Raw genomic sequence first — 24,813 nt, 5'->3', positions numbered from 1 at the left:
TGCGCTATATTCTCTTTTATTTATGATAGTTGATTAACAACACTTTCTAAAAATTTGTCCACCTTTTCTTTTGATGTATCCGGTGTATGATAACCAATCGTAAATGTAAGTCTTCCATTATAAAAGCTTGCACCCATTGAAAAGAATGGCGCATACATAATGGGCGATGTCATATACCCGTCCTCAGCTTGAACTTCACCAAACTGAATAGGTTCATCAGCGATCACCCCGAAATTTGTCAGTAACGGCAACGCCATCCCCATCTGTAAAGCCTGTTCGTATTGCTGATTATACATTTCCTTCACCACAGATAGCTTCATACCTGCCAGTAGCTCCATTCCTGCTGCTGAAGAAAGACCTGGATTTTGAGACTTTATTTTATCCATTGATTGTTTAATTCGGACGAGAGTCTGATTAAATGATTCATCATCCTCCATTTTAATCACTGGCATTTCCATGCCGGATAAGTTGCAAATAGCCCCAGTTGTATAATTAGGCAGATATCGACGTAAATCAATTGTTAAACCGATCATTTTTTCTGAGGTACGAGGTTCTGCATACACAGTGAAATGTGATAAAGCTCGGAAGTATGCAGTCATGATTACATCATTCAAGGTAGCCTGTTGTGCTTTTGTCCATTGGAGTAGACGTAGAGATTGCTCATGGTTCAACCGCCGTACGGACATTTGGGGGGAGTTATTTTTGTTGGGTTGAGATGGAAAAGCCCATAACGATGTCTGTTGTTCTTGGTTAGGACGATACGCGCTTTTTATGTCCGATATTCCAGCATATTTGAATACATGTGATTGATCTCGAAAACTCTCATTTCCCTCACCAAATTCCTTTATAATTTGATTCTTGGATAGTCCCAAGGAAAGTTGAGTATAAATTGCTCCAAGCAAATTAATATATTCCTTGACCCCTGCACCATCTGAGCATAGATGAGATAATTTCACAACTAATATATCTGTTGCAGTGCCTCGTAATAATTTTGTTTGAACCATAGGCCCCTGAATACGATCACCAGGTTCCTTAATAAAATCTATTGCCATTATTTCAAGTTCTTGATCATTTCCTTCTGCAAAAAGGCAAATAGGTGAGTTAGTGGCAGATGAATGTTCCTCCCAGTAAGGAATATCATTTTCTACAAACCGGCTGTTCAAAACCGGCTGCAATTGTAACGTTATCCTTACTGATTGTTCAAGTATTTTCTTTGATATACCTACAGGAAAATAAAGAACTGCATTAATTTGTTGATCTGCAGAATAAAGACCTAATATATAATTCATTCGATCTTGAGGTGTTACTGAAAACTTTCTTTGTTCCATAATTTTGTCCCCCTTTTAAGACTTTTTTTGGTATAACCTTATTCTCCATATGGTTGTAACTTTTCTAGTCACTTTTCTTCAAGAGCAAATAATTCTTATTTTTAAAATTTTTTTACGAAAGTATCTTTTTCGTACTGGTTCTATTCTTTTTACGGCTCTTTGTAGGTGATATACCCATTGTTTTATTGTTATTAATATTTCCTATCTCTTTCAATAAAACAAAACATAATTTGATTTAGTTTATATATATACAAACGTTTTATAATTGTGTTTAGAAATTATCAATAAAACAAATAAAATATTTTTATGTCTGTTAATAAAAAACAATAATATAATACGTTCAGGTGTTACTTCATAATAAAAGGTTGATGGGCATGGAGGACCACCAACCTTTTATCATATTGCTTTAGATGTTTGTATTCATTATTACATTGTTTACAAATAACTCCTGTTTGCACTTGTATCACCTCATCATTTTCAAACTTCCAAACTAGCTAGGTCTTCATAAAAGTTTCTCAATTTAAAATTTTAGAAAGGAACATAAAGTAGTGATAAGAACTGTTAATACTATTAAAGGGGGAGAAAGAATGTTTCGTCGCTTGTCTATTTTTTCTTTAGTTGCGGTTTTCGTTTGTTCTTTGTTTGGATTTAATTCATCTGCTTTTGCATCTACTGATAATGCCCAAAATACTGAATTCACCTCATCATTTTCAACAATTCATCCTTTACAAAAAAATGATGTATCAGGTCTTTGTACAAATGGAGGAAAAGTAGGTGTATATGGCGCTAATGTACGAAAAACAGCATCTGCTAGCGCTAAGGTTGTAGGTTTCATTAATAAAGATACTAATGTAACTGGTACTTGGGTTAATGGAGAATATGTCCAAGGACATTACGATAATTCATCTAAATGGTTATATATATCTTCATTAGGTGGTTATATATCTAAAACAACTTTAATTAATACTTGTGGTGCATAAAAAATAAATTGGTAATTAATTGAGTTCTTATATCTTTTATTATTATTTATAGGGGGCACATTACATCGCTATCAAGCTAACAAAATGTATCTATTGAACGAAAAAAACGCTATTCTTTTTGTAGAAATATACAAAAAGAATAGCGTTTTTCGTATGGATTTATCGACTTCTGATGAAATGGGGTTATTTTCTAAAGAGTTGCAACGATACACGTCGCCTGATGCTTTAGAGCAATTAGCTAGAAATGTAGGATTTGTTAAACGAAAAAGTAAATATCGCGCACAAGATTTAGTGGCCCTATGTATTTGGTTTAGCCAAAACATAGCCCATCTATATATATTTGGAAGGATAATGCTCCATTCATACTCTGTTCATAATCCTTATGTAATATAGAACTTGTAATAGGAAGAGAAATTTTGTAAAGGGGTGATTGATGTGCTAGCATCTGCTATTACATTTATTACAGCAGCACTTATTTTTTATTCAATTGGGGTTTGGAGTGAAAAGATTCAAAAAACATTAAAACCTTGGCATGTGATTATATTTTGGGTTGGATTAGCATGCGATACGATTGGTACTACATTAATGGAGAAAATGGCTTCAGAAGGTTCTCTATTTAGCTTTCATGGGATTACGGGTTTATCAGCAATTTTGCTTATGCTATTTCATGCTGTGTGGGCCACTGTAGTTTTGAAGAAGAAGGATATAAAAATGATTGCAAAGTTTCACACATTAAGTGTAATTGTGTGGTTCATTTGGTTAATTCCATATATTTCAGGGCTTGTATTTGGAATGACCAATAACTCATAAATTGAATTTGAATTTTAAAAATAAAGTTCTTCATACATTAGGAGATATATGAAGAAGCTAGAGAAATAATTATACAATTTGTTTTCCTTTAGCTCACAATCCATGTATTGAGAATGGAAAGGAAACAGAAAAAACGTATATTACATTATTAGTAAAACCCCCTTAACATGAGTTGAGGGGGCTTTTATTAATAATATAAAGCAATTTAATAAATCTATTGGTCGAACGAGAGAAGGTTGCTCTTAGTAGTAGAATAAGCATTAAAAACATCCATTTTTAAATTGTTTAGGTGAAACACCAGTATGTTTTTTAAAAACCTTTGTAAAATGACTCTGATCATGAAAATTTAATAGTGTAGAAATTTCGGATATAGAATGTCTCGTAAAGGTCATTAAATTTTTTGACTCATCAATCTTAGCTCGCTGTATATATTCGCCTAGTGAAATTCCAATTTCTTTTTTGAAAAGGGAAGATAGATAACTAGGATTTAATGCGACTATTCCTGCTAGTTGGGATAGTGTGATTTCTTCGTACAGATGAGTAAATATATAATTTTGACATACGTTTATAGGTTTTGAATGTTTTTGTATCGTCCCATTTCTTACTCGTTCTGAGAACTCAAGTAAAGCATTCTCCAAAAATGGAGAAATGGCTTCACTTTTATTTATTTCTTCGAGTTTTTGAATAAATAAATCACTGAGGGTATATGCGATTTCAGGGAATAGTCCACCATCTATAGCTGATCTAGTCGCAAGTGTAATTGCTGCGATGGCAGAATTCTTCTGGCTTCGCAAATGACTTGTTTTTGATAACACCCCAAGATCCCCTGATTCAGGTAATCTCCTTAGACTTTTAATTAAATCATCCTTTTTCCCCAGCTTAATACACTCGAAAATTTCCCTTTCAATTAGTGGGTCGATATGAGTTAATGTACTTTGACGTTGCTCCGATATCTGTATATCAGGCTGTTCAATCTCAAAATCATCCTTTTTTAATAGTATATTTTTTTGCAAAATATCAGCAACATCTAATTTTTGTTGATATAGCATGTAATAAAGAACCATACTTACATTTAAAAAATTCAAATTGCTTAAGATGGGGAGAGAATGATAATATCGTATTATTTTCTCGTTGTCTATTTTTAGTTGAAGATCATTAACGATTCCTTTAATTGATGTTTCTGATAATCTGGAATAGAGGACAGGTCCAACGATGATATTCCCACTCAGTTGATCGTTCAAACGTAAGCTAATTGAGAAGAAATTTTCAAGAAAAGAAGTCTCTTCTAGTACTGGAAAAGTATAGGGTGGATTTTCCTTAAATAGTTGATTAAGTAAGTCCTCTTTTGAAGAATACAAAGGGTTGTGCTGAAAATTGGGCGAGATTTCAAATGCTAAATCCCCTTTGTTATCAATGAAAAAGATAGGTGTTTTATGTATGTCAAAGACTAGCTTACAAATATAATATAAATCTTCTAGTTTGGAGCAATTCATTATTTTTACCTCAATTCTTTAAAAATCAGCTAAATATATGTATAAGTTAAAAGCAGCATAAAATCCGCTCTTAAGCGAAGGTTTCACAATAAGAGGGTACATCTTATGTTACTTTGCAAAGTAATCATAAATATAATCAACTAAAATTTTTACAAGTATTCTAAAAAATATACCATAATATCTAAAAAATAATAACTATAATGACATTAAGAAAGCGTTTACTTAATTGTTTTTTAGGAGGGCTATCATGAAAAGAGATATTAAGAAAATCATTTCACAAATGACATTAGAAGAAAAGGCAAGTCTATGTTCTGGATTAGACTTTTGGAATACAAAAGGGATTGAGCGATTAGGAATTCCTTCTATTATGGTAACTGATGGACCACATGGACTTAGAAAACAAGCAGAGGGAGCAGATCACTTAGGGATTTATAACAGTATTCCATCGACTTGTTTCCCGTCAGCAGTAGGGTTAGCAAGTACATGGAATAAAGAATTAATAAATCGAGTAGGAGTTGCATTAGGCGAGGAATGTCAGGCTGAAAATGTAGGTGTTCTCCTTGGACCAGGTGCAAACATAAAACGTTCGCCGCTATGCGGAAGAAACTTTGAGTACTTTTCAGAGGACCCATATTTATCATCACAAATGGCTGCAAATCATGTGAAAGGCGTACAAAGTCAAGGGATTGGAACGTCATTAAAACATTTCGCTGCTAATAATCAGGAGCATCGCAGAATGTCTGTAGATGCAATTGTTGATGAAAGAACATTGCGTGAAATCTATCTTGCTAGCTTTGAAGATGTCATTAAGGAAGCACAGCCTTGGACAGTAATGAGTGCTTACAACAAAGTAAATGGTGAATACGCTTCGGAAAATAACTATTTATTAAATGATATTTTAAAAGATGAATGGGGATTTGAAGGTTTTGTCGTTTCTGATTGGGGTGCAGTAAATGAGCGTGTTGAAGGTTTAGCTAACGGTTTGGAGTTGGAAATGCCTTCAAGCTTTGGAATTGGTGAGAAGAAGATTATTGATGCAGTTAATGGTGGTGAGCTATCTGTAGAAAAGCTTGATCAAGCAGTAGAGCGATTACTTTACATTATTTTTAAAGCTTATGATAACCAAATAGAAAACGCTGTGTATAGTAAGGACGCGCATCATCAGCTTGCTAGAGAAGTTGCAAGTGAAAGTATGGTTATGTTGCAAAATGAAGATTCCATTCTTCCGCTGAAAAAAGAGGGAACGGTAGCGGTAATTGGAGAATTTGCAAAGCAACCACGTTATCAAGGCGGTGGAAGCTCTCATATTAATCCAACAAAACTTGAGAGTATTCTTGAAGAAATTGAAACTGTATCAGGCGAAAAAACGAATATACTATTTGCTCAAGGTTATGATCTTGCTAGCGATGATATAGATGAAAACATGATTAATGAAGCAAAAAAGATTGCAGAAAGCGCAGATACAGTGGTTCTTTTTGTTGGACTTCCAGATCGTTATGAGTCAGAAGGTTTTGATCGAAAGCATTTACAAATGCCAGAAAATCACGTTCAATTAATTGAGGCTATTGCTGAGGTTCAAAGTAATATCGTTGTAGTTTTAAGTAACGGAGCACCGATTGAAATGCCATGGATAGGTAAAGTAAAAGGAATACTTGAAGGCTATTTAGGTGGGCAAGCATTAGGCGGAGCAATTGCTGATTTATTATTTGGTGATGCGAATCCAAGCGGGAAATTAGCAGAAACATTCCCGAAAGTTTTAAGCGATAATCCTTCTTACTTAAACTTCCCTGGAGAAGGTGACAAAGTGGAATACAAAGAAGGTGTCTTCGTCGGATACCGTTATTACGATAAGAAAAATATTGAACCATTGTTCCCATTTGGTTTTGGGTTAAGCTATACAAACTTTGAGTATAGTAATCTTTCAGTAGATAAGAAAGAAATAAAGGATACAGAGACAGTTTCTGTCAGTGTAAACGTGAAAAATACTGGTAGTACAGCGGGGAAAGAAATTGTTCAGCTTTATATAAAAGATGTTGAAAGCACAATGATTCGTCCTGAAAAAGAGTTAAAAGGATTTGAAAAAATAGAATTGCAGCCAGGAGAAGAAAAAACGGTTAACTTTACTTTAAATAAAAGATCATTTGCTTATTATAATGTTGAATTGAAGGACTGGCATGTTGAAACAGGTGAATTTGAGATTTTAGTAGGTAAATCTTCAAAAGAGATCGTTTTACAAGATAACATGCATGTTCAATCAACGACTATAATTCGAAAACCAGTGCATCGTAATACTTTACTTGGGGACATATTTGTGGACCCAATTTTAGCACCAATCGCAAAAGGGCTTATGGAAAAAGCATTAAAAGATAGCCCGTTTGCTAGTATGGCTGAAGGGGATAGTGATACATCTGAAATGATGGGGGCTATGCTAAACTATATGCCGTTACGAGCGTTAGTGAATTTTAGCGCAGGTGCTTTTACAGAGGAAATGTTGAGTGAAATCATTGGGATATTGAACGATGCGCAGATGAATGGATAAGTGTGAATGTGAAGAAGTTAGATGGGAGATAATGGCCTGGAAATGCCCGATTGGTTTGGGCTAATAATTAGTAGGGATGGACAAAATTCCACTGATTAAAGTTTTACTTTATACATTTGAACATTCTTTGGTGAATTTTATTTCATTGTAGGACGTTTCTCCAACATGCAAAAAAGGTAAATGAGAGCTAGAATCTCATTTACCTTTTTTTTGTAATTATTCTGCTAATGTAGAATGATATGCGTGTCTATCCTCTTTAATCATCACTTATAAATATGAGCGATGAGCTGGCCATGAACCTTGAAGTTTACGAAGTTGTATAATTTGTCCTGTATGATAAGCATCGTGCAAAAGGATATTCATATATTGTTGCCAAACTGGTAGAGAAGGACTTGGTTGATCCAGCTCTGCTTCTTGAAGGGATGTTAATGAAGATTGTAAGGCATCATGTACTTGAAGCGTTCGCTTCACTGTTTGCTGCCAAGCATCCTCATCATTAGGTCCACCTTGGACAAACGTGTCATCATTATTTTGTGGAGCAACAAATGTGTCATCTTGATGTAAGCGGGAAAGTAAGCGCTCTTTAAAGGTTAGTAAATGGTTTGCATTTTCCCAAATCGTATTACTGGACTTTCCTTCTGGTTGCCAACATGCTTGTGCAGCGGTAAGATTCTTTAACGCTTCTGATATCGGTGGGTACCATTCTTCATCGTAAAAAACTTGTTTGACTCCATTTTGTAATATTTCTTTTTTACCCATTCGTATAGCCTCCTTAACTATGAGATAGACCAACAATACGTGTTAGAGAAATTAGGTAGAAACATACCTACTTATCATCTGATTGATATTTTGAAGTTTCTAAAAGAACTATATGACGCCGTTGTAGCAATTGCAGAAATAAGCTTATGCTTTCTAAATCATTTTTCTTACTGCAATAAATTCTCCTTTCTCTTCAAGAAACCTGCCTCATAGTTGAACAAGAAAATCAACTGCAACTTAAAATTAAAAATTCTAAAAATATAGAAGGTATAATTCGGTGGATATAGAATTTAATATATAGCAAATAAGGAGGGGATGAAATGGAAGTCTTTCACGTAACGAGTAGAAAGAGGGAAACATACAACGTTCAAATGAAGTGTTCGATACTTTTCGAATGTGCACTTGGCATCGCGGCAATTACTCATAAGAGGTTAATCGACACGCTTGAAAAGACTCAAAGTGAATGGGAGGAAACAAGACAATCTTTACCTCATGAAATGATAGAGCATTTGCAATTTGTCGAGAAGCACAATACGTGGAAAGCGTTGCTACAGTTACTGTATGATGGAGATTTTACGGACTTATCTCAGTTTGCTCACAATATCAATTCGCTATCAGAATTAGATTTTAAATATGTATGCTTACCGTTTTTAGGGGAAATCCATCAAGAGAAGAGACGTTTAGCAGCTAGCGGAGAAGTTTCAGCAGCACAAGAACTAATGGAATTAACACAGGAACATCAATTTTTCTCTGCGTATATTGAGTTTATATGTAATACAGATATGCAATTATTAAAAGGACATTTAATCGCTGTTATGACAGGATGGTATGAGAGTGTTATTAAGAAAGAGGAAGAGCAACTACTTTCTATACTAGAGCGAGATTATGAAGCGAAAAATGAAATGAATAAAAAGATGAAACCGGAAGAGTTTGTCGAGTGGGCAACAGGTGGCGTTATATATATGCCAGAGCCAAGTGTGCATCATGTATTTCTTATCCCGCAAATTACGTACAGACCGTGGAATATAGAAGCAGATATTGAAGACACGAAAGTGTTTCATTATCCGGTCGCAAACGAAAGTATACATCCTGAAGATCCGTATGAGCCGAGCTACTTTTTAGTACATAAACATAAGGCGCTCGGGGATGAAGCGAGATTAAGAATTGTAAAAATGTTGTTTGAAAAAGAACGTACATTGCAGGAAATAACGGAAAGATTGCAACTTGGGAAATCAACAGTACATCATCATTTGAAATTATTACGTTCAGCAAAGTTAGTTGATATACATGACGGAAAATATGTGTTGAGAAAGAAAGCAGTACAGTCGTTAGCGAAAGAATTAGAAGTATTTTTAAATAGATAATATACAACGAGAATGTACATAAAGGGAGGAATTTAATAGAAAAGTTGGTGCGTTATATTGGAAAATGTATTGAAAAATCGTTCATTCTTTTTTATGTGGATTGGTAGCGCGATTTCAGAATTGGGCGGGGCTTTCGGGACGTTATGTAATTCAATTCTTGTATATGAGTTAACAGGATCAAAAACAGCATTAAGCAGTATGTGGTTATTATATTTTATCCCGTCTCTCATACTGCAACTAATAAGTGGACCATTTATTGATAAATGGAGCCGAAAGTGGATTATGATTTTTTCACAATGGACGCGGGCATCTGTTTTCTTACTACCTTTAATGATGTTAGTTATTGGTAATATAGAAGTTTGGCACGTGTATGTCGTTCAAATAATAATCGGGCTCATTACACCGCTTTATACACCTGCAAGTCAAGCCATTACACCGAGCATTGTAAGTAAAGAGCAGCTTCAAGGCGCAAACGCGTATATAGACGGGATGACTCGTCTCATGATGTTTCTTGCGCCAGTATTAGGTGGTATCGTCATTAATTTTATTGGAATGAAGCTTACACTATTTTTTGTGTGCGTTTGTCTATTCATTAGTGGAGGATTGTTACTTTTCATAAAAGAAAAGAGAATAAAGCAAGAACTTCGAAAAACGTGGCTAGAGCAATTTCTTCACGGTTTTACATACTTTTTCACAAAACCAATAATCGTTTGGCTCGGTATATTTCTTACTTTTGTGCAATTTGGGGTTGGGGTAACGATGGTTACAAATCTTCCTTATATAAAAGATGAGCTGTCAGCGGGGTATGCGGAGTATGGCTATTTCATGGCAGGTTTCCCACTTGGCTATGTAGTTGGATCTATACTAGTCGGAAAAGTAACATATAAAAGCCGGCGTATACTTATGCTTGGAGGATTGTTTATAGGAGGGCTCACATACATTTCTCTAGGGTTCAATCATAGTATAGTAATTGCGGTGTTCATTGAAGTAATTGCAGGTATTTGTATTGCATTTTTCAATGTTCATAACACGACGATATGCCAACAAACAGTCCAAAGCAATATGATAGGAAAAGTATTTTCAGTGCGACTATTTTTCATACGATCCGCTATGCCATTAGGTGTGTTTCTAGGCGGAATACTGAGTGAAATGTGGGGAGTAAGAGTATTATACTTTATCATCGGTGCGATTATATGTGTCACTTCTTTAATAGGGATATTGCTTCCGTATTTTAAATTTTTGGATGAGTCGATTGAGGAGAAGTCAGCATAATTCTAAAAATTAAAAACTTTATAATTGAAAATAATTATCATAATCAATTATAATGGAAGAATACTAGTATTCGTATTACAAAGAGGGAGTGGGATATATGTTTATCGAAACTAAGACATTTACAGTAAAAGAAGGTACATCTGATATAGTAGTGCAGCATTTCACTGGAGAAGGAATTATTGAAAAATTTGAAGGATTCATCGACTTAAGTGTGCTAGTGAAAAAAGTAAGACGAGGAGATGAAGAAGTTGTAGTTATGATTCGCTGGGAATCTGAAGAAGCATGGAAAAACTGGGAAACGAGTGAAGAACATTTAGCTGGACATAGAGCGAGTCGTGGTAAACCAAAACCAGATCATATTATTAACGTTGATCACGCAGTTTATTATGTAAAATCATCGAAATCGGCTTATCAGAAGTCGTAATAATATAAGCAGAGGATACATGTTGTAGAAGCTAACATGTATCCTCTTTTTTAGTACTGGGGGGATGTAAATGAAAGAAAACCTTTCATTCATTACATATAAAAAACATAAAAAATTGTTACAAACAATATTAAATGAAAGTTTATATATGTATAAGGTAAATGGATTAATGATCATCGGATCTATCGCAAGAGGTGACGCATATCCCGAATCCGATTTAGACTTATATGTTCTTTTAGAGAATGGACAAAAGAAGGATTTCATTCAGAAATGAGAGAAGGTATTTTAATTGAATATAAGTATGCAGATTTTAATCAAATACAAGTAAACTTTAAAAATAATCCAATGGAGTTATACTCTTTTTTAGAAGGGGAAATTTTAATTGATAAAAGCGGTGAGTTGAAAAAGTTAAAGGAAATAGCTAAAAATGAAATCGAAAACTACCGTGTTTCTAGTGATAAAGTAAAAGGTATTTCTCATTGGTTGCATAGTTCGCTAATAAAAATTCGGTCTGCTTTGAAAGTAAATGATGAGTTAAAAGCTTCATATATAGTTCATACATCAATGTGGACATTGCTAGAGGGAATATGGGCTATTAATAATAAGCCAGCCCCTCCAGCTGGATCTGTTTTAAGGTATATTCAAGCATTACCTATTAGACCGACTAATTTTGATGAGTTCCTTAATAAAGTGTTCTTAGGGGATACGACAGAGCGGATTTCTTCAGCAATTTTCTTGATTGAGTGGATTTTACTTAATTTGGAGAATAAATAATAGGGCTATAAAACTTGTCAACTTATATAGGTAAATCGATACTCCATGTCGAATTGTTCATATGATTGCATTCCTTTCGAAAAACGTTCTAAGCTATAGGAAAAAGCATAAGACTATAAAAAAGTCTTAGACGGTATATCTTTCTTTACATATGTAAGTGTTATCAATATGAGTATATATATCCTCTGCTTAAAAGGAGATGAGTAAATGAAGTTAAATCATATGAATCTATGTGTTGATGATTTATCAGAAGCGAGACATTTCTTTGAAACATTTTTTGATTTTCAATTTTTGGAGCAAAAGGGAAAGGCACTAGTAGTGATGAGTGATGAGAGTGGATTTATACTTGTGCTAAGCGATCCAAAAGCATTTAAGGGGAATAAGGAAGTTATGTATCCGGAAGCTTTTCATATTGGTTTTTTAGTGGATACTTCAAGTGAAGTTGATCAAGCATATAATCGTTTAGTAGCTGGTGGCATTGAAATAGACAAGGAACCGTATGCAATGAGAGGTAGTAGTTATGGTTTTTATTTTTCAGTATTTAATGGCTTATTAATTGAAGTTTCTTGTCTTGATTATAGAGAAGGTAAGAAAGTTTCAAAACTAAATAGCATTCATCAAGAGTAATTGTTTGAAGGTGTATATATAGCCCCTTACCCAGTGTGGAAGGGGCTTATTTCCATTTAGAACACTTTTATAATGGAACACGAAAGCAAAATAGAAGCGTCACTTAGTCAGAAATTCGACTTATGGGACAGCTTCTTTATTTATTAATCTAACCGAATTTCAAATTCAAGCACAGCTGGATCTTTCATAAACGGCATACTTCGGTCTTTAAATCGTAAGCTTATTCCAGACAAAGTATCAGGAAGAGCAGGAGATACAATAAATTGGTAGCTTACATGTCCTTCTGTTCCAGTCCATCCTTCTGCCCAGCAATCGTATGTATCTTTTATAGATAATTCAATAAGGCTGTGTGCATTTTTCTCATTAAGTTTTTTGTTTTTTGAATCCCATTCTTTATATAAATAAATTATACTAGCATTAGAATATTGACGAATAAAGGTTACAGTATATACTGTTTCATGACGTTCATAAGTTTTTAAAACGGGTATATGTTTTTTAAACTTAGCCGGCTCAACCCGAGGTTTAAATTCTTCTTCGTCCATCATGGAAGAGAATAATGAATTTAAATAGTCTGGATAAAATCCATATTGCTTTGCCCAATTATAAATTGCTTCATCGGGCGGAAAACCAGGATTTCCATTCGAAAGCTCTTTTCGTTCTTTTAATAAAGAACAAATTTTTTCATCAATAGAAGATAAGTGTTCATCGTAATGATCAGTAGGGCGTTCAAAAGACATGTGGTGCATAATCATTCCTCCTTTTCTAATAGTTTAACAAAAAATGACAAACTACTGTATTACATAGTCTGTCATTTTTATTTTAATTTTTCACATCATTATACAATTCCAAGGCCTCTTTCACACTCAACCCGTTTTTCACAATACCATGTATCGCTTGTATCATCGCAGCTGGGTGTTCAGATTGCCATATGTTTCGGCCCATATCTACGCCAATTGCGCCTTCTTGCAGTGCATTATACGTAATGTTTAATGCGTCTTCGATTGAATCTAGTTTCGGTCCGCCGGCGATGACGACTGGGGCAGGGCATGTGCTCGTTATTTTTTCGAATCCTTTGCAGTAGTACGTTTTAATAATGTCAGCTCCCATTTCAACACATACGCGGGAGGCGAGTGCTAGAAAGCGAGCTTCACGTTTTTGTAGTTCTTTCGCAACGGCGGTAATACCGAGTACTGGCAGGCCGTAATCATGAGCCTCAGATACTACATTTGCGAGATTTGAAACGGTTTGTGTTTCATAGTCTGATCCTACAAAGACAGAAACTCCGACGCCAATTGCGTTTTGTTTTACTGCTTCTTTCACAGGTGTAACAATTGTTTCATTAGCTAAATCTTTACCGACAACGGTTGCCCCGCCTGATACACGCATAACCATCGGTGTGTTGCAGTTTTCAGGTATACAGGAGCTGAGTACACCTCGTGTTAAAAAGAGGGAGTCTGTATAAGGAAGCAAGTTTTTAACTGTTTCTAACGGTTGTTCTAGTCCATGAATTGGTCCTAAAAAGTAGCCGTGATCTATCGCTAACATAACTGCTCTGCCATCAGGTAAAATTGTGTTTAATCGATTTTTAAATCCCCAAGTCATTAGGAATCACTCCTTCGTTAATGTTGGATTTTCAGTTTGTACTGTATCTTTATTGGGTAAATGTGGTGATTTTATAAAAACAGCTTTAAAAGGTTTGTCAGAATGGTTAATAAGATAGTGAGATTCATGAGGGCGAACTTGCAAGACATCACCTTGTTTGATTGGAACTCTTTCGTTATTTACATAGAAATCTATTTCGCCTTCTAACGCATAGAAGACTTCTTCGCACGTTGTATGATAATGATTTTGAAACTCTTGCCCAGGCTGAATAACGACAAGCCCAAGATCAATATTCGGACCTTGTATTAAATATTTCGGGCCGTTATCACCGAAGCGATAGGAGAAGTCATTTTCATTCGCTTTTAACATACATTTCACTCCTTTATGTAATGTGTTACAGAGCACCGGGTGCAATCCACATATGTGAGGTGAGCCCTTTATCGGCTAAAGCGAGCTGACTGTTATACACAGTTTTCCATGTTTCATAGAATTCCTTATATAGTTCATGATTTTCAGTGACTGGCTCAAATGTTTTTTCCCACTGTACAAACTGTTCGGCAGTCTCTGCCATAGATGAATATATGCCAGCACCAATCCCAGCAGTAATTGCAGTTCCTAAAGCTGCTGCTTCTTTCACAACTGGTACTTTCACAGGAATTCCGAGTACGTCTGAAAGAATTTGTGGCCATAGTTTTCCTTTAGCAGCACCGCCAGCAAAAACGACTTCGGAAGGGAACGTACCTGTGAGATTTTCAATTAGTTTTAAATTGCCAAGTGTAACGAAGGCGGCATTCTCTTCAATCGACCGGAACATTTCTTTCTTACCGCATTTGTCAGCATCTAAGCTTAAATTTAAAAAAGAAGGTGCGGCATGCCGCCAAGAAATGTAGTTCATGACGTTTGAAAAAGTGGGGATAATCCCATGTGAGCCTACAGGTACTTCGTAAGCTTGTTCTTCTAATAATTCATAAGCATCTATACCGAGTTTTTCAGCAAGTTTCTTTTCTTCTTGGCAAAAAGCATCTCGAAACCAGCGCATAACGAGACCTGGAAAAAAGGCGATCGTTTCATATTGCCAAAGGTTAGGAACGACATGGCAATTTACGCGAAGTGCCGCATTTGGATCAGTTTCTGGTTTTGTTATATTTACTTCTTGCTGCCAAAAGCTACCTCCGCATATTAATGTTTGATTTGGCTTAACGACTCCAGTTCCGAGTGAAGCCATTTGAGCATCACCACCGCCAGCAACGACAGGAATTCCTTCATGTAATCCTGTTAATTCAGCACTGCGTTTTGTGATATTCCCGATAACTGTACCAGCTTCATTTACTTTTGGAGCAAAGGCTAGAGCAAGACCGCATTGCTCAGCAACCGAGTTATCCCACATTCTATTTTGTAAATCGAATATACCTGATGTGCATCCGTTTGAAGGATCGATTTGTAAATTACCGCACAATTTATATAAAATCCAATCGTTTAACATCGTAAAGGAGTGAATGTTTCTGTATACATCTGGCTCATGCTTTTTTATCCAAAGCAAGCGAGGTAAAGCACCTAATGAAAAAGTTTGACCGGATTTTTTATATAAATCCACTTCAATTTCGGAACGAATTTGTTTTAATTCACTAACTTCCGCTGATGCGCGTCCATCAACATTTGCACAAGCCCATATTTCTTGCCCGTTTTTATCGTATAAAACAAAGCCCTCACGCATACTCGTTGCACTAATACCTTTAATAGAAGAGGGGGATGTATTACTTTTTTGCAGAACATCTTTCGTACACTCTTGAACGAGTTTCCAGTTTTCTTTCACATCAAAATTCATAGAACCAGGGTAACGACTATCTGACTTATGAATCCATTCTTTTTGACTAACAGCAAGTTGATTACCGTTTAAATCAAAAAGAACTGCTCGAATGCTCCCTGTACCAGCATCGTAAGCTAATAGAGTAGACATTAAGATTCACCTTCCTTTCTTAATAAGGAGAGGGCAGTTTCTTCATCGGTAATTAATGTATGAATGAATTTTCCTTTTAAGGCGCCGTATATTGCATCTATCTTTTCTATACCGCCAGCTACACCAACGACATGCTTCATATTTTTAAGAACAGAGAGTGGTGTGCCAATAAGACGATTATGATGAGGAAGTTCTAATTGTTTTCCGGCAGTATTGTAAAATTGGCCTAAAATATCTCCGGCCCCGTCCTGACTACGTATATATGTCATTTCATGTAGCGTTAATTTTTCTTCTTTCACAATAGTGGCATCTTGAGATAAGCTTCCAATGCCAACTACTGCTGTATGAGCGAGTGAAGCGACGTGAAGCATATCTTTCACGCTCGGTTCTGATAGAATAATTTGCGTCATTTCGTTTGTAGATGTAAGAAAAGGGGTAGGAATAATATGAAGGTCGCCTTGCATGTAGTTTAAATAGCTTTGAATTCTTGGAATATAGTGATTTACGCCTCCTGTAAGAGTAACGATTGAGAGATTCATAGAGCTATCAAAATGAATATTTTCTAACATTTTGCTTATCGTCTCTCCCCAGCCAATCCCAAGTAAATCCCCCTGTTGCAATTGAGTTTCTAAATATTGTGCGGCAGCTTTTCCGAGTGAATATGCATAATCTTCTGTTGGCGTTGGAATAACGAAAGCATCTTTTAGATGGAATTTTTTTATTAGGTCACGTTCAATACTTAAACAGTGTAAGCCAGAACCTTTAACGTGGAATGTAACTACGCCTTCCGTGCGTGCTTTATCTAACAACCGAACGACTTTATTTCTTGAAATGTGAAGAAGTGAAGCAATTTCTTGCTGGGTTAATTGATCTTTATAATAGTACCAAGCTACTTTTGTTAACAAATTGTCTTCAAAGTTGAGCTGTGACATACTCTTCATCCCTTTCAACAATTGACCACTGCTTAAACATATGTGTTCGTTATTTTGATTATTCCAGTTGAAGCGATAAATAGTCCGGTGAAAAAAGTGTTCTAGATACGAAAAAAGGAATATACAATGCTACAAAACAAGTAGAACAAAAAATCATTTTCTCAAAAAATGTTATGGATAAAGTGAAGACTAATAATCAGTGGGGGTTTTGTTCATCCCCCACTGATTATTAGTCTTCACCAATCGGGCATTTACTGGCAGTTTATCTCATACCTAACTTCTTTGCCCAAGCCGAATTTTTAGGTGGGAGTTTTACTGCCAGTTAATGCGGGATAAAGGTAGGTGACATCATGTGGAGAACGTGCCCTTATTACAAGTTACAAAAATGAGTAAATCTTTTTCAAATCAACTCGTATTAAAAGAAGTCAATTTACAATTAGAGCGCGGAGATATATACGCTTTAGTTGGAGGGAATGGTGCCGGGAAATCAACGTTAATGAAAATATTAACAGGTTTGTATTCATACGATTCTGGTAATATGTTTGTGAAAGGGCAAGTACAAAAGTTTTCAAACACAGCAGAAGCACATCAGCGTGGTATTTATTTAATTCCTCAAGAGCCGCTCATTTTTCCTCATATGACAATTGAAGAGAACATTTGTATCGGAATGAAAGCGAACAAGAAAAAACTGCGAAATAAAATTAATAAGTTGCTAGAAGAATTAGGGTGGAACATTCAACTTCATGATCTAGGGTTATCGTTATCTATTGCCCAGCAACAATTGGTAGAAATATTGAAAGGGTTAATAAGGGAAGCTAAGATTCTTATTTTAGATGAGCCAACATCGACATTAACAACTCACGAAATTAAGAGTCTTTTTGTGTTGATAAAAAGCTTAAGAGAAAAAGGAATTGGCATGATATACATTACACATCGTTTTCCAGAAATCTTTGAAATTGCAAATAAAGTAGCGATTTTGCGTGATGGTATGATTGTTAGTCAGGGGAATGTTTCGAGTTATACATATGACTTGCTAATGGAGGGGTTATTGCCGAAAGGTTCTAGACTTGAGGAGAAGAAAGAAATCGTGCATGAAGAAATAGAGCCTTCGGAAATAATATTAGATGTCACGAATGCGTCTAGTTACGTGTTTCAAAATGTATCACTAACTGTACATGCTGGAGAAGTTATTGGGATTGCAGGTATCGTCGGATCAGGTAGGACGGAATTAGCTGAATCAATATTTGGATTAATACCTTTGAAATCAGGTTCCGTCTTATTAGAGGGGAAATCCATTACGAAGTATTCGGTACATAAGAGAATAAAAGAAGGGATGGTGTATGTGCCGGAGGACCGCGCAGGGAATGGCATATTTTCAATTGCGTCTGTTAAGGAAAATATAACATCTGCATCTTTAAACGGTATGAGTAGCTTCTTTTTAAATAACAAAAAAGAAAGCGCTTTATCAGAACTGTATATAAGACAGTTTCGAATTGTTGTCCCGCATATGAATGAAGAGATGACCTCTTTATCAGGTGGGAACCAACAGAAGGTCGTGCTAGCGAAATATCTTGCGTGTAATCCGAAAGTGATTATTCTTGATGAACCGACCCGCGGTATTGATGCGAAAGCAAGACTAGAAGTATACGAAACGATACGAAGTTTGAAGAGAGAGGGACTTGCGATCATATTAATTTCTTCAGATGTAGAAGAGATTGTTCAATTAGCGAATCGGGTATATGTGATGAGAAACGGAGAATTCGTCGCTCATTTAGAGAAGAAGGAAATTTGTATTAATGAAGTTACACGCCTTGCGTACGGAGGAAAGGGAGGTGTAACGGAGTGAAACGTGTATTTAAAATGCATGAGACGTCTATTATTATTTTATTAATTCTTTATATAGCCTTCGTTGGAATAATGAATCCTAGTTTTATTCAGTTTAGCTCATTATCTTTAATGCTGAAATCAAGCGTTATTTTAGTTGTTTTGGCAATTGGTCAATCTTTCGTATTATTTACGAAAAATATAGATGTATCAGTAGGATCTATTATGGGCTTAAGCGCTGCGGTTTGCGGGATGTTGTTAACAGATGGACACAGTGCCTTTATTTCAATATTTGCAGCAATTATACTTGGTGCTCTTATTGGTATGGTAAACGGAATTGGCGTTACGAAATTTCGGGTGCCAGCTATCATTATGACATTAGGAATGCTTGGGATTATTAGAGGTGCAATGTTAATATTTACGGGCGGAAAGTGGATTGAAGATATTCCGAATGAGTATAAACAAATTTCTTCTATTATGATGCTCGGTATTCCGGTAACCGTATGGACCGTTCTTATCATATTGCTACTACTATATTTCTTTTTAATGAAAGTACAAATTGGAAGATATTTTTATGCGGTAGGTGATAATGAAGATGGTGCAAGGCTTATTGGAATACATGTAGATAAAGTGAAAATATACGCGTTTATCATATCAGGCATAAGCGCTGGGCTCGCTGGATGCATATTCGTAATGAACATTGGGTTCGTTCCAAATCAAACAGGTACAGGGATAGAATTGCAAGTGATCGCCGCTGCTGTTTTAGGTGGTATTCATTTAAAAGGAGGAACAGGTTCTATATTTGGAGCGGCATTAGGTGCATTCTTTTTAGAAGTGATAAGCAGTTCACTCGTCTTTTTAAAAATACCTGCATTTTGGAATAGTGCAATTTCAGGATTTTTACTTTTACTCATCATTATATTAGATAGTGTCTTAAAAAAATGGAAGAAACTCCGGCAATTAGAAGAAAGGAAGGTGAATCTATGAGGGTAATACGTAGTTTGTATAGATGGGAAGGGGTTCTTCTCTTATTGCTTCTCGTAGAATTCATTTTCTTTAGTTTCATAAATAGTGATTTCTTAAACATTAGTAACCTCCTTTTTAGTATGAACGATTTCCTCATTATTTCAATTGCGGCTATTCCGATGACATTTGTCATTGTAACTGGTGGAATTGATGTATCAGTAGGATCTATTATGGGGCTTACTTCGATTCTTATCGGCGTACTTTGGATGAATGGCATGCCAATACTGTTGGCAGTTATCATTGCGCTTGTAGTAAGTTGTATAGCCGGCGGATTAAATGGACTTATTATAAAAATGACAGATGTAGAACCTCTTGTAGTTACACTTGGAACGATGTTTTTATATGCAGGAATCGCCCTTGTTATTTCAGGTGGTTCGGGGGCAGCGGGCTATGAAGGAATTAGTGGTTTACCAGATTCGTATGTGCAACTGGCAAATGGTAGTTTTATCGGTATACCTAATTTATTATGGCTCCTTGTCATTTTAACGATAGTATTTACGATATTGTTTCACCATACAACATACGGTCGTCACGCAAAACTAACTGGTGCAAATGAAAGTACGGCGAAATACTCCGGGATTCGAACGAAGAAAGTAGTGATTATTGCATATGTACTTTCTGGGTTAGGAGGTGGATTAGGAGGAGCTTTCTTAACAGCGTATTTCGGTTCTGCTCGTGCTGATATTGGGAGTGAAACGATTTTGCCAGTTATTACGGCAGTTGTTTTAGGGGGAACACTTATTACGGGCGGAAAAGGGAGTATTATTGGGACAGTACTAGCGAGTATTTTTATAGGACTTATGCAGTACGGTTTGCAAATGACTGGCTTAACGAATGAACAATCCAATGTAGTAATTGGTATTATCCTTATTCTTTCAGTTATTATGAGACATTTCAAATTACATCAATTCTTAGCGGGGAAAAGACGGAATTTGCATAAGGGGGAAATGTCATGATGAGAAAACTAGGGATTGTTATTATTATGTGTATTTGTTTAATCGGTTTAATCGCTTGCTCTAGCCAAACGGCAGATAAGAAAAAAGCAGACGATGTGAAATTTGCGTTCATTCCGAAATTAACAGGAGTGGGCTTCTTCACATCAGGCGGTGAAGGTGCAAAAGAGATGGGGGATAAGTTAGGTGTACAAGTGAAGTATGATGGACCATCTGAGGCGAGTGTATCAGGGCAAGTAAAATATATAAACAATTTTATTAATCAAAACTACGATGCAATTATGGTTTCATCTACGTCAGTTGATGGTCTCTCGCAATCACTGCAACGTGCAAAGAAAAAGGGGATGACTGTATTAACGTGGGATTCTGATGTGAATCCGAAAGACCGTTCGTTTTATATTAGCCAAGGTACACCAGATCAACTTGCAAATTTATTAATAGAAATGACATCTAAGCAAATTGGAGATAAAGGGAAGGTCGCGTTCTTTTATTCAAGCCCAACTGTAACAGATCAAAACCAATGGGTAACGAGGGCGAAAGAGATTATAAAAGAGAAATACCCGAACTGGGAAATTGTAACGACGCAATATGGTGAAAATAATGCACAAAAATCTTTATCAGTAGGGGAGAGTATTTTAAAAACGTATCCGGATATTAACGCAGTAATATGTCCAGATGCAACGGCACTTCCAGCGATGGCGCAAGCTGCTGAAAATTTGAAAATGGATAAAAATGTAGTCGTAACTGGGTTTTCAACGCCGAACGTTATGCGTGATTATGTAAAACGAGGAACAGTAGAGCAATTTGGTTTATGGGATGTTAAACAGCAAGGTGCACTCGCAACGTATGTCGCAAATGAAATTGTTGTAAAAGGGAAGAAGTTAAAAGTAGGGGATAGCTTTGAAGTAAAAGGAATCGGAAAAGTGAAAGTAGAACCAAACTCTATTCAAGGGTATGACTACGAGGCAGAAGGAAATGGTATTATCGTATTACCTGAACGAGTTGTATTTACAAAGGATAATATTGATAAGTATAATTTCTAGTAGAAAATAAAAACGTCCGAATATATCGGACGTTTTTATTATGTCGTTTTTTAATCTATCAGTTAATTGTGAACAGCTTCTTTTTCATTTAACCCAAGTGTGCGTCCTGTTGAAGCGTGAAGATCTTGGAACAACCTTGGATTTTCAGTTAGCGAAATGCCATAAGAAGGAATCATTTCTTTTATTTTTTCTTCCCATTCTACCATGCGGCCTGGGAAGCATTTTTCTAATACTTCAAGCATAACGTGAACAGCAGTAGAAGCACCTGGAGAAGCGCCAAGTAACGCAGCGATTGATCCGTCAGAGGCACTAACAACTTCTGTACCAAATTGCAGTGTTCCTTTACCACCTGCATCAGTATCTTTTATTACTTGCACACGTTGACCAGCAACTACAATATCCCAATCTTCACTTTTCGCGTTCGGAATAAACTCACGTAATTCTTCCATACGCTTTTCATGTGATAGCATAACTTGTTGGATTAAGTATTTTGTTAATCCCATTTCTTTTACACCAGCTGCTAACATCGTTAAGACGTTATTTGGTTTTACAGAACCGATTAGGTCAAGATTTGAACCAGTTTTTAAGAATTTAGGCGAGAATCCAGCGAACGGTCCAAACAGTAAAGCTTTTTTATTGTCTATATATCTCGTATCAAGGTGAGGTACAGACATTGGTGGAGCACCAACTTTAGCTTTTCCGTATACTTTTGCATGGTGCTGCTCTACAACTTTTTGGTTTTTACATACCATAAATAGTCCACTTACTGGGAATCCTCCAATATGTTTTGATTCAGGAATACCAGTTTTCTGAAGTAGAGGTAGACTACCGCCACCGCCGCCGATAAAGACGAATTTTGCAGTATGGTGTTCGATTTTACCACTATTCATATCATGTACTTTCACTTCCCACAAACCGTTCTTCGTACGTTTAATATTTTCGACACTATGTTTGTAGTTTAGCTCGACATTTTTAGTTTTTAAGTAATCAAACAACATGCGTGTTAACGCACCGAAGTTAACATCTGTTCCAGAATCAATTTTCGTTGCAGCCATCAGTTCATTAGAGTTACGACCTTCCATAATAAGTGGAAGCCATTTTTTTAATGTATCAGGAGCATCAGAAAATTCCATTCCTTGGAATAGAGGGTTTTTTGAAAGCGCTTCAAAACGATTTTTTAGAAACTCGACATTTTTTTCTCCTTGCACCAAACTCATATGAGGTAGTGGCATAATAAAATCTTGTGGATTACGAATTAAGTTTTTCTTAACAAGATACGCCCAAAATTGTCTTGAAAGTTGAAATTGCTCATTTACTTTTACAGCTTTACCAATATCTATAGACCCGTCAGATTTTTCGGATGTATAGTTAAGCTCACATAGCGCAGAATGTCCTGTACCAGCATTATTCCATTCGTTAGAACTTTCTTCTCCGGCATTTGTGAGTTTTTCAAATACTTTAATTTCCCATTCAGGTGCCAATTCTTTAAGTAATGATCCTAACGTTGCGCTCATAATTCCAGCGCCAATTAAGATAACGTCTGTTTTTTGCTGCATGTTGCTCATGATAATCTCTCCATCCCCTATATTGGCAAAAAAGAGTAGGTGTTTTTATATCTAAGCCGTAAAAAGAAAACACCACCTAGGCCCCACCTAGGTATTTACCTTTTTTGTCTCAATTATATAACCATCTCATACTCTATTATAATAATTAATAGACTAAAATATCTAGTGTTATCTGATAATTTTAAACTATTTAACGCTTTATTTTGTAGAATTCTTCTGCCATAAGGCTAAAAAGCATTGTAGTAAAGCGGAATTTGGAGAAGAATTCCAGTTTGATGTTATCTCAAAAAAACTTACTAATACTTTTATTTTTAAGTTTTAATCTTTGGGAATTTGTAAGAATCTGTTTTTAATTACATTTAATTTGAAAAAATAGAGTAAATAACAAATTAATGATAAGATTATTCTGAAAAAAACAGGAGGGATACCAATGCTTACAAAAGAACAAATCGCAAACTTATTTCGGAATTTTTCTGAGAATGAATGTAAAGGATCAAGTGATTTATACGAGTATTTATCAATAAAAATTTCTGAAGATGAGGAAGTTCTTACGTTAGCTTCCTACGCACAACCTGGTCAACCAATCCCAAACGTATTATTAGGTGCAGTCCATTATTTATTGTTAAAAGGAAAAGAACACAGTTTAAAAAGGTATTATTATAGTTTAGTTGAAGATGCTGATATAAATTTTGGAAATACCTTTCACCAATTTAAAGATTTTTGCCATGTATATCGTGAAGAAATAATTACTTTATTACAAACGAAACTCGTTCAAACGAATGAAGTAAGACGATGTGCCTATTTGTATCCAAGTTTCTGTTACATATTTAATAAAGTGAACAAACCGTTAGCGTTAATAGAAATTGGTACAAGTTCTGGATTACAACTATTTTGGGATCAATATCGTTACTCATATGGAATGGAAGAAGTGTATGGAAATACACAATCGAATGTTCATTTAACCTCTGAAATAAGAGGGGATAATATGCCGTATTTGCTAAAACAAAGTCCACCTGTCGTAGAAAGAATCGGACTAGATTTACACGTGAACGATTTAAATGATGACGAAGACTATTTATGGTTACGAGCGCTTATTTGGCCAGAACATAAAGAAAGACTGGTACTATTCGATCAAGCAGCAGAACTTGTAAAAGAACAATCAGTACAATTAATTGAAGGAGATGGTGTAGTGCTTCTACCATCCATTGTAGATCAAATAAGGGAAGATGCAGTGATTTGTATTTTCCATACACATGTAGCGAATCAAATACCAGAAGGTGTGAAACATACGCTAGAAAAACAAATTAAAGAAATTGGTGCAAAACGTGATGTATTCCACCTATATAACAACATGTGGGACCGGGACCTTCATATTGATTATTATATTAACGGAAACGAATATTGTGAAACGGTTGGGGAGACGGAAGGGCATGGGAAATGGTTTAGTTGGGGGCTTGGGGATGAGTCGCTTTGTTAATGTAATCCTATAGGATGGGGAACTTTTGTTTTAAAATTAAAATTTTTTGATTAATATGATAATA

Annotated in this window: 21 protein-coding genes and 2 pseudogenes; 14 read left to right on the top strand and 9 right to left on the bottom strand. The window is 35.7% G+C overall.

The window, feature by feature from the left end:
* Window positions 1-20: 20 nt before the first annotated feature.
* Window positions 21-1,328 carry a condensation domain-containing protein gene (locus LUS72_RS14830; RefSeq protein WP_097830396.1) on the bottom strand — a complete coding sequence of 436 codons (1,308 nt, stop codon included), beginning with the start codon at window positions 1,326-1,328 and terminating at the stop codon, window positions 21-23.
* Window positions 1,329-1,915: 587 nt separating this feature from the next.
* Here LUS72_RS14830 and LUS72_RS14825 point away from each other — a divergent pair.
* From LUS72_RS14825 to LUS72_RS14815, 3 genes and pseudogenes are all read left to right on the top strand, one after another.
* Window positions 1,916-2,308, top strand: a complete 393-nt coding sequence (locus LUS72_RS14825; protein WP_097830397.1) for a hypothetical protein — start codon at window positions 1,916-1,918, stop codon at window positions 2,306-2,308.
* Window positions 2,309-2,461: 153 nt separating this feature from the next.
* Window positions 2,462-2,638: pseudogene (locus tag LUS72_RS14820) on the top strand (IS4 family transposase); the annotation flags it as partial.
* Between the two features lie 105 nt (window positions 2,639-2,743).
* Window positions 2,744-3,118 carry an HsmA family protein gene (locus LUS72_RS14815; RefSeq protein WP_097830398.1) on the top strand — a complete coding sequence of 125 codons (375 nt, stop codon included), beginning with the start codon at window positions 2,744-2,746 and terminating at the stop codon, window positions 3,116-3,118.
* Window positions 3,119-3,378: 260 nt separating this feature from the next.
* Here LUS72_RS14815 and LUS72_RS14810 read toward each other — a convergent pair whose 3' ends face one another.
* A complete protein-coding gene (locus LUS72_RS14810; RefSeq protein WP_264446837.1) occupies window positions 3,379-4,611 on the bottom strand; it encodes a helix-turn-helix domain-containing protein in 1,233 nt (410 codons plus the stop codon).
* 247 nt (window positions 4,612-4,858) lie between these two features.
* On the opposite strand from LUS72_RS14810, the gene LUS72_RS14805 reads away from it, so the two are divergent.
* Window positions 4,859-7,150 carry a glycoside hydrolase family 3 C-terminal domain-containing protein gene (locus tag LUS72_RS14805; RefSeq protein ID WP_264446835.1) on the top strand — a complete coding sequence of 764 codons (2,292 nt, stop codon included), beginning with the start codon at window positions 4,859-4,861 and terminating at the stop codon, window positions 7,148-7,150.
* A 267-nt stretch (window positions 7,151-7,417) separates the two neighbouring features.
* On the opposite strand, the gene LUS72_RS14800 is transcribed toward LUS72_RS14805, so the two are convergent.
* Window positions 7,418-7,909: a DinB family protein gene (locus LUS72_RS14800; protein ID WP_097830401.1), complete on the bottom strand. Its 492-nt coding sequence runs from the start codon at window positions 7,907-7,909 to the stop codon at window positions 7,418-7,420.
* A gap of 320 nt (window positions 7,910-8,229) precedes the next feature.
* Between LUS72_RS14800 and LUS72_RS14795 the strand changes: the two genes are divergently transcribed.
* The 5 genes and pseudogenes from LUS72_RS14795 (at window position 8,230) to LUS72_RS14775 (ending at window position 12,370) form a co-directional block, all read left to right on the top strand.
* Complete coding sequence (locus LUS72_RS14795) at window positions 8,230-9,273, top strand: ArsR/SmtB family transcription factor (RefSeq protein WP_264446831.1); 1,044 nt, start codon at window positions 8,230-8,232, stop codon at window positions 9,271-9,273.
* Between the two features lie 57 nt (window positions 9,274-9,330).
* Complete coding sequence (locus LUS72_RS14790; RefSeq protein WP_264446829.1) at window positions 9,331-10,545, top strand: MFS transporter; 1,215 nt, start codon at window positions 9,331-9,333, stop codon at window positions 10,543-10,545.
* Between the two features lie 97 nt (window positions 10,546-10,642).
* A complete protein-coding gene (gene hmoA, locus LUS72_RS14785) occupies window positions 10,643-10,969 on the top strand; it encodes a heme-degrading monooxygenase HmoA (RefSeq protein WP_097830404.1) in 327 nt (108 codons plus the stop codon).
* A 70-nt stretch (window positions 10,970-11,039) separates the two neighbouring features.
* Window positions 11,040-11,743 (top strand): annotated as a pseudogene (locus LUS72_RS14780) (nucleotidyltransferase domain-containing protein).
* A 207-nt stretch (window positions 11,744-11,950) separates the two neighbouring features.
* Window positions 11,951-12,370, top strand: a complete 420-nt coding sequence (locus LUS72_RS14775) for a VOC family protein (protein WP_128280371.1) — start codon at window positions 11,951-11,953, stop codon at window positions 12,368-12,370.
* A gap of 143 nt (window positions 12,371-12,513) precedes the next feature.
* Here the strand turns inward: LUS72_RS14775 and LUS72_RS14770 are convergent, their stop codons facing one another.
* The 5 genes from LUS72_RS14770 to LUS72_RS14750 form a co-directional block, all read right to left on the bottom strand.
* Window positions 12,514-13,116, bottom strand: a complete 603-nt coding sequence (locus LUS72_RS14770) for a chorismate mutase (RefSeq protein WP_170961040.1) — start codon at window positions 13,114-13,116, stop codon at window positions 12,514-12,516.
* Window positions 13,117-13,189: 73 nt separating this feature from the next.
* Window positions 13,190-13,972: a 3-hydroxy-5-phosphonooxypentane-2,4-dione thiolase gene (lsrF, locus tag LUS72_RS14765; protein ID WP_264446824.1), complete on the bottom strand. Its 783-nt coding sequence runs from the start codon at window positions 13,970-13,972 to the stop codon at window positions 13,190-13,192.
* A 6-nt stretch (window positions 13,973-13,978) separates the two neighbouring features.
* On the bottom strand, window positions 13,979-14,341 hold the full coding sequence (locus tag LUS72_RS14760; protein WP_000909986.1) for a cupin domain-containing protein: 363 nt from the start codon (window positions 14,339-14,341) through the stop codon (window positions 13,979-13,981).
* A gap of 25 nt (window positions 14,342-14,366) precedes the next feature.
* Window positions 14,367-15,929, bottom strand: a complete 1,563-nt coding sequence (lsrK, locus tag LUS72_RS14755; protein WP_264446821.1) for an autoinducer-2 kinase — start codon at window positions 15,927-15,929, stop codon at window positions 14,367-14,369.
* Window positions 15,929-16,861: a sugar-binding transcriptional regulator gene (locus LUS72_RS14750; protein WP_264446819.1), complete on the bottom strand. Its 933-nt coding sequence runs from the start codon at window positions 16,859-16,861 to the stop codon at window positions 15,929-15,931. Before LUS72_RS14750 ends, lsrK begins: the two co-directional genes overlap by 1 nt.
* A gap of 352 nt (window positions 16,862-17,213) precedes the next feature.
* Here LUS72_RS14750 and LUS72_RS14745 point away from each other — a divergent pair, with 352 nt between their 5' ends.
* The 4 genes from LUS72_RS14745 to lsrB are packed head-to-tail and all read left to right on the top strand — an operon-like array spanning window position 17,214 to window position 21,707.
* A complete protein-coding gene (locus LUS72_RS14745; RefSeq protein ID WP_264446817.1) occupies window positions 17,214-18,707 on the top strand; it encodes a sugar ABC transporter ATP-binding protein in 1,494 nt (497 codons plus the stop codon).
* The gene (locus LUS72_RS14740; protein WP_264446815.1) at window positions 18,704-19,672 is read left to right on the top strand and encodes an ABC transporter permease subunit; all 969 of its coding nucleotides are present in this window, start codon (window positions 18,704-18,706) and stop codon (window positions 19,670-19,672) included. The genes LUS72_RS14745 and LUS72_RS14740 overlap by 4 nt, the downstream gene beginning before the upstream one ends.
* The gene (locus LUS72_RS14735; RefSeq protein WP_141533506.1) at window positions 19,669-20,667 is read left to right on the top strand and encodes an ABC transporter permease; all 999 of its coding nucleotides are present in this window, start codon (window positions 19,669-19,671) and stop codon (window positions 20,665-20,667) included. The genes LUS72_RS14740 and LUS72_RS14735 overlap by 4 nt, the downstream gene beginning before the upstream one ends.
* On the top strand, window positions 20,664-21,707 hold the full coding sequence (gene lsrB, locus LUS72_RS14730) for an autoinducer 2 ABC transporter substrate-binding protein LsrB (protein WP_097830413.1): 1,044 nt from the start codon (window positions 20,664-20,666) through the stop codon (window positions 21,705-21,707). The genes LUS72_RS14735 and lsrB overlap by 4 nt, the downstream gene beginning before the upstream one ends.
* Window positions 21,708-21,769: 62 nt before the next feature.
* Here lsrB and LUS72_RS14725 read toward each other — a convergent pair whose 3' ends face one another.
* Window positions 21,770-23,272 carry a malate:quinone oxidoreductase gene (locus tag LUS72_RS14725; RefSeq protein WP_097830414.1) on the bottom strand — a complete coding sequence of 501 codons (1,503 nt, stop codon included), beginning with the start codon at window positions 23,270-23,272 and terminating at the stop codon, window positions 21,770-21,772.
* 430 nt (window positions 23,273-23,702) lie between these two features.
* Here LUS72_RS14725 and LUS72_RS14720 point away from each other — a divergent pair, with 430 nt between their 5' ends.
* Window positions 23,703-24,749 (top strand): DUF2332 domain-containing protein, encoded by a 1,047-nt coding sequence (locus LUS72_RS14720; RefSeq protein WP_264446810.1) that lies wholly within the window; start codon window positions 23,703-23,705, stop codon window positions 24,747-24,749.
* Window positions 24,750-24,813 lie beyond the last annotated feature (64 nt).

The sequence above is a fragment of the Bacillus cereus genome, assembly GCF_025917685.1.
Classification (GTDB): domain Bacteria; phylum Bacillota; class Bacilli; order Bacillales; family Bacillaceae_G; genus Bacillus_A; species Bacillus_A cereus_AT.
The sequence above is the reverse complement of the archived record's forward strand: the minus strand, read 5'-3'. Positions and strand labels throughout refer to the sequence as shown.

What these genes read in the sequence shown, in the direction of transcription:
- LUS72_RS14770 (WP_170961040.1), bottom strand. Translation starts at nt 13,116, where the DNA reads ATGCACCACATGTCTTTTGAACGCCCTACTGATCATTACGATGAACAC.
- LUS72_RS14720 (WP_264446810.1), top strand. Translation starts at nt 23,703, where the DNA reads ATGCTTACAAAAGAACAAATCGCAAACTTATTTCGGAATTTTTCTGAG.
- LUS72_RS14810 (WP_264446837.1), bottom strand. Translation starts at nt 4,611, where the DNA reads ATGAATTGCTCCAAACTAGAAGATTTATATTATATTTGTAAGCTAGTC.
- LUS72_RS14805 (WP_264446835.1), top strand. Translation starts at nt 4,859, where the DNA reads ATGAAAAGAGATATTAAGAAAATCATTTCACAAATGACATTAGAAGAA.
- hmoA (WP_097830404.1), top strand. Translation starts at nt 10,643, where the DNA reads ATGTTTATCGAAACTAAGACATTTACAGTAAAAGAAGGTACATCTGAT.
- LUS72_RS14735 (WP_141533506.1), top strand. Translation starts at nt 19,669, where the DNA reads ATGAGGGTAATACGTAGTTTGTATAGATGGGAAGGGGTTCTTCTCTTA.
- LUS72_RS14775 (WP_128280371.1), top strand. Translation starts at nt 11,951, where the DNA reads ATGAAGTTAAATCATATGAATCTATGTGTTGATGATTTATCAGAAGCG.
- lsrF (WP_264446824.1), bottom strand. Translation starts at nt 13,972, where the DNA reads ATGACTTGGGGATTTAAAAATCGATTAAACACAATTTTACCTGATGGC.
- LUS72_RS14795 (WP_264446831.1), top strand. Translation starts at nt 8,230, where the DNA reads ATGGAAGTCTTTCACGTAACGAGTAGAAAGAGGGAAACATACAACGTT.
- LUS72_RS14750 (WP_264446819.1), bottom strand. Translation starts at nt 16,861, where the DNA reads ATGTCACAGCTCAACTTTGAAGACAATTTGTTAACAAAAGTAGCTTGG.
- LUS72_RS14760 (WP_000909986.1), bottom strand. Translation starts at nt 14,341, where the DNA reads ATGTTAAAAGCGAATGAAAATGACTTCTCCTATCGCTTCGGTGATAAC.
- LUS72_RS14800 (WP_097830401.1), bottom strand. Translation starts at nt 7,909, where the DNA reads ATGGGTAAAAAAGAAATATTACAAAATGGAGTCAAACAAGTTTTTTAC.
- LUS72_RS14830 (WP_097830396.1), bottom strand. Translation starts at nt 1,328, where the DNA reads ATGGAACAAAGAAAGTTTTCAGTAACACCTCAAGATCGAATGAATTAT.
- LUS72_RS14725 (WP_097830414.1), bottom strand. Translation starts at nt 23,272, where the DNA reads ATGAGCAACATGCAGCAAAAAACAGACGTTATCTTAATTGGCGCTGGA.
- LUS72_RS14825 (WP_097830397.1), top strand. Translation starts at nt 1,916, where the DNA reads ATGTTTCGTCGCTTGTCTATTTTTTCTTTAGTTGCGGTTTTCGTTTGT.
- lsrB (WP_097830413.1), top strand. Translation starts at nt 20,664, where the DNA reads ATGATGAGAAAACTAGGGATTGTTATTATTATGTGTATTTGTTTAATC.
- lsrK (WP_264446821.1), bottom strand. Translation starts at nt 15,929, where the DNA reads ATGTCTACTCTATTAGCTTACGATGCTGGTACAGGGAGCATTCGAGCA.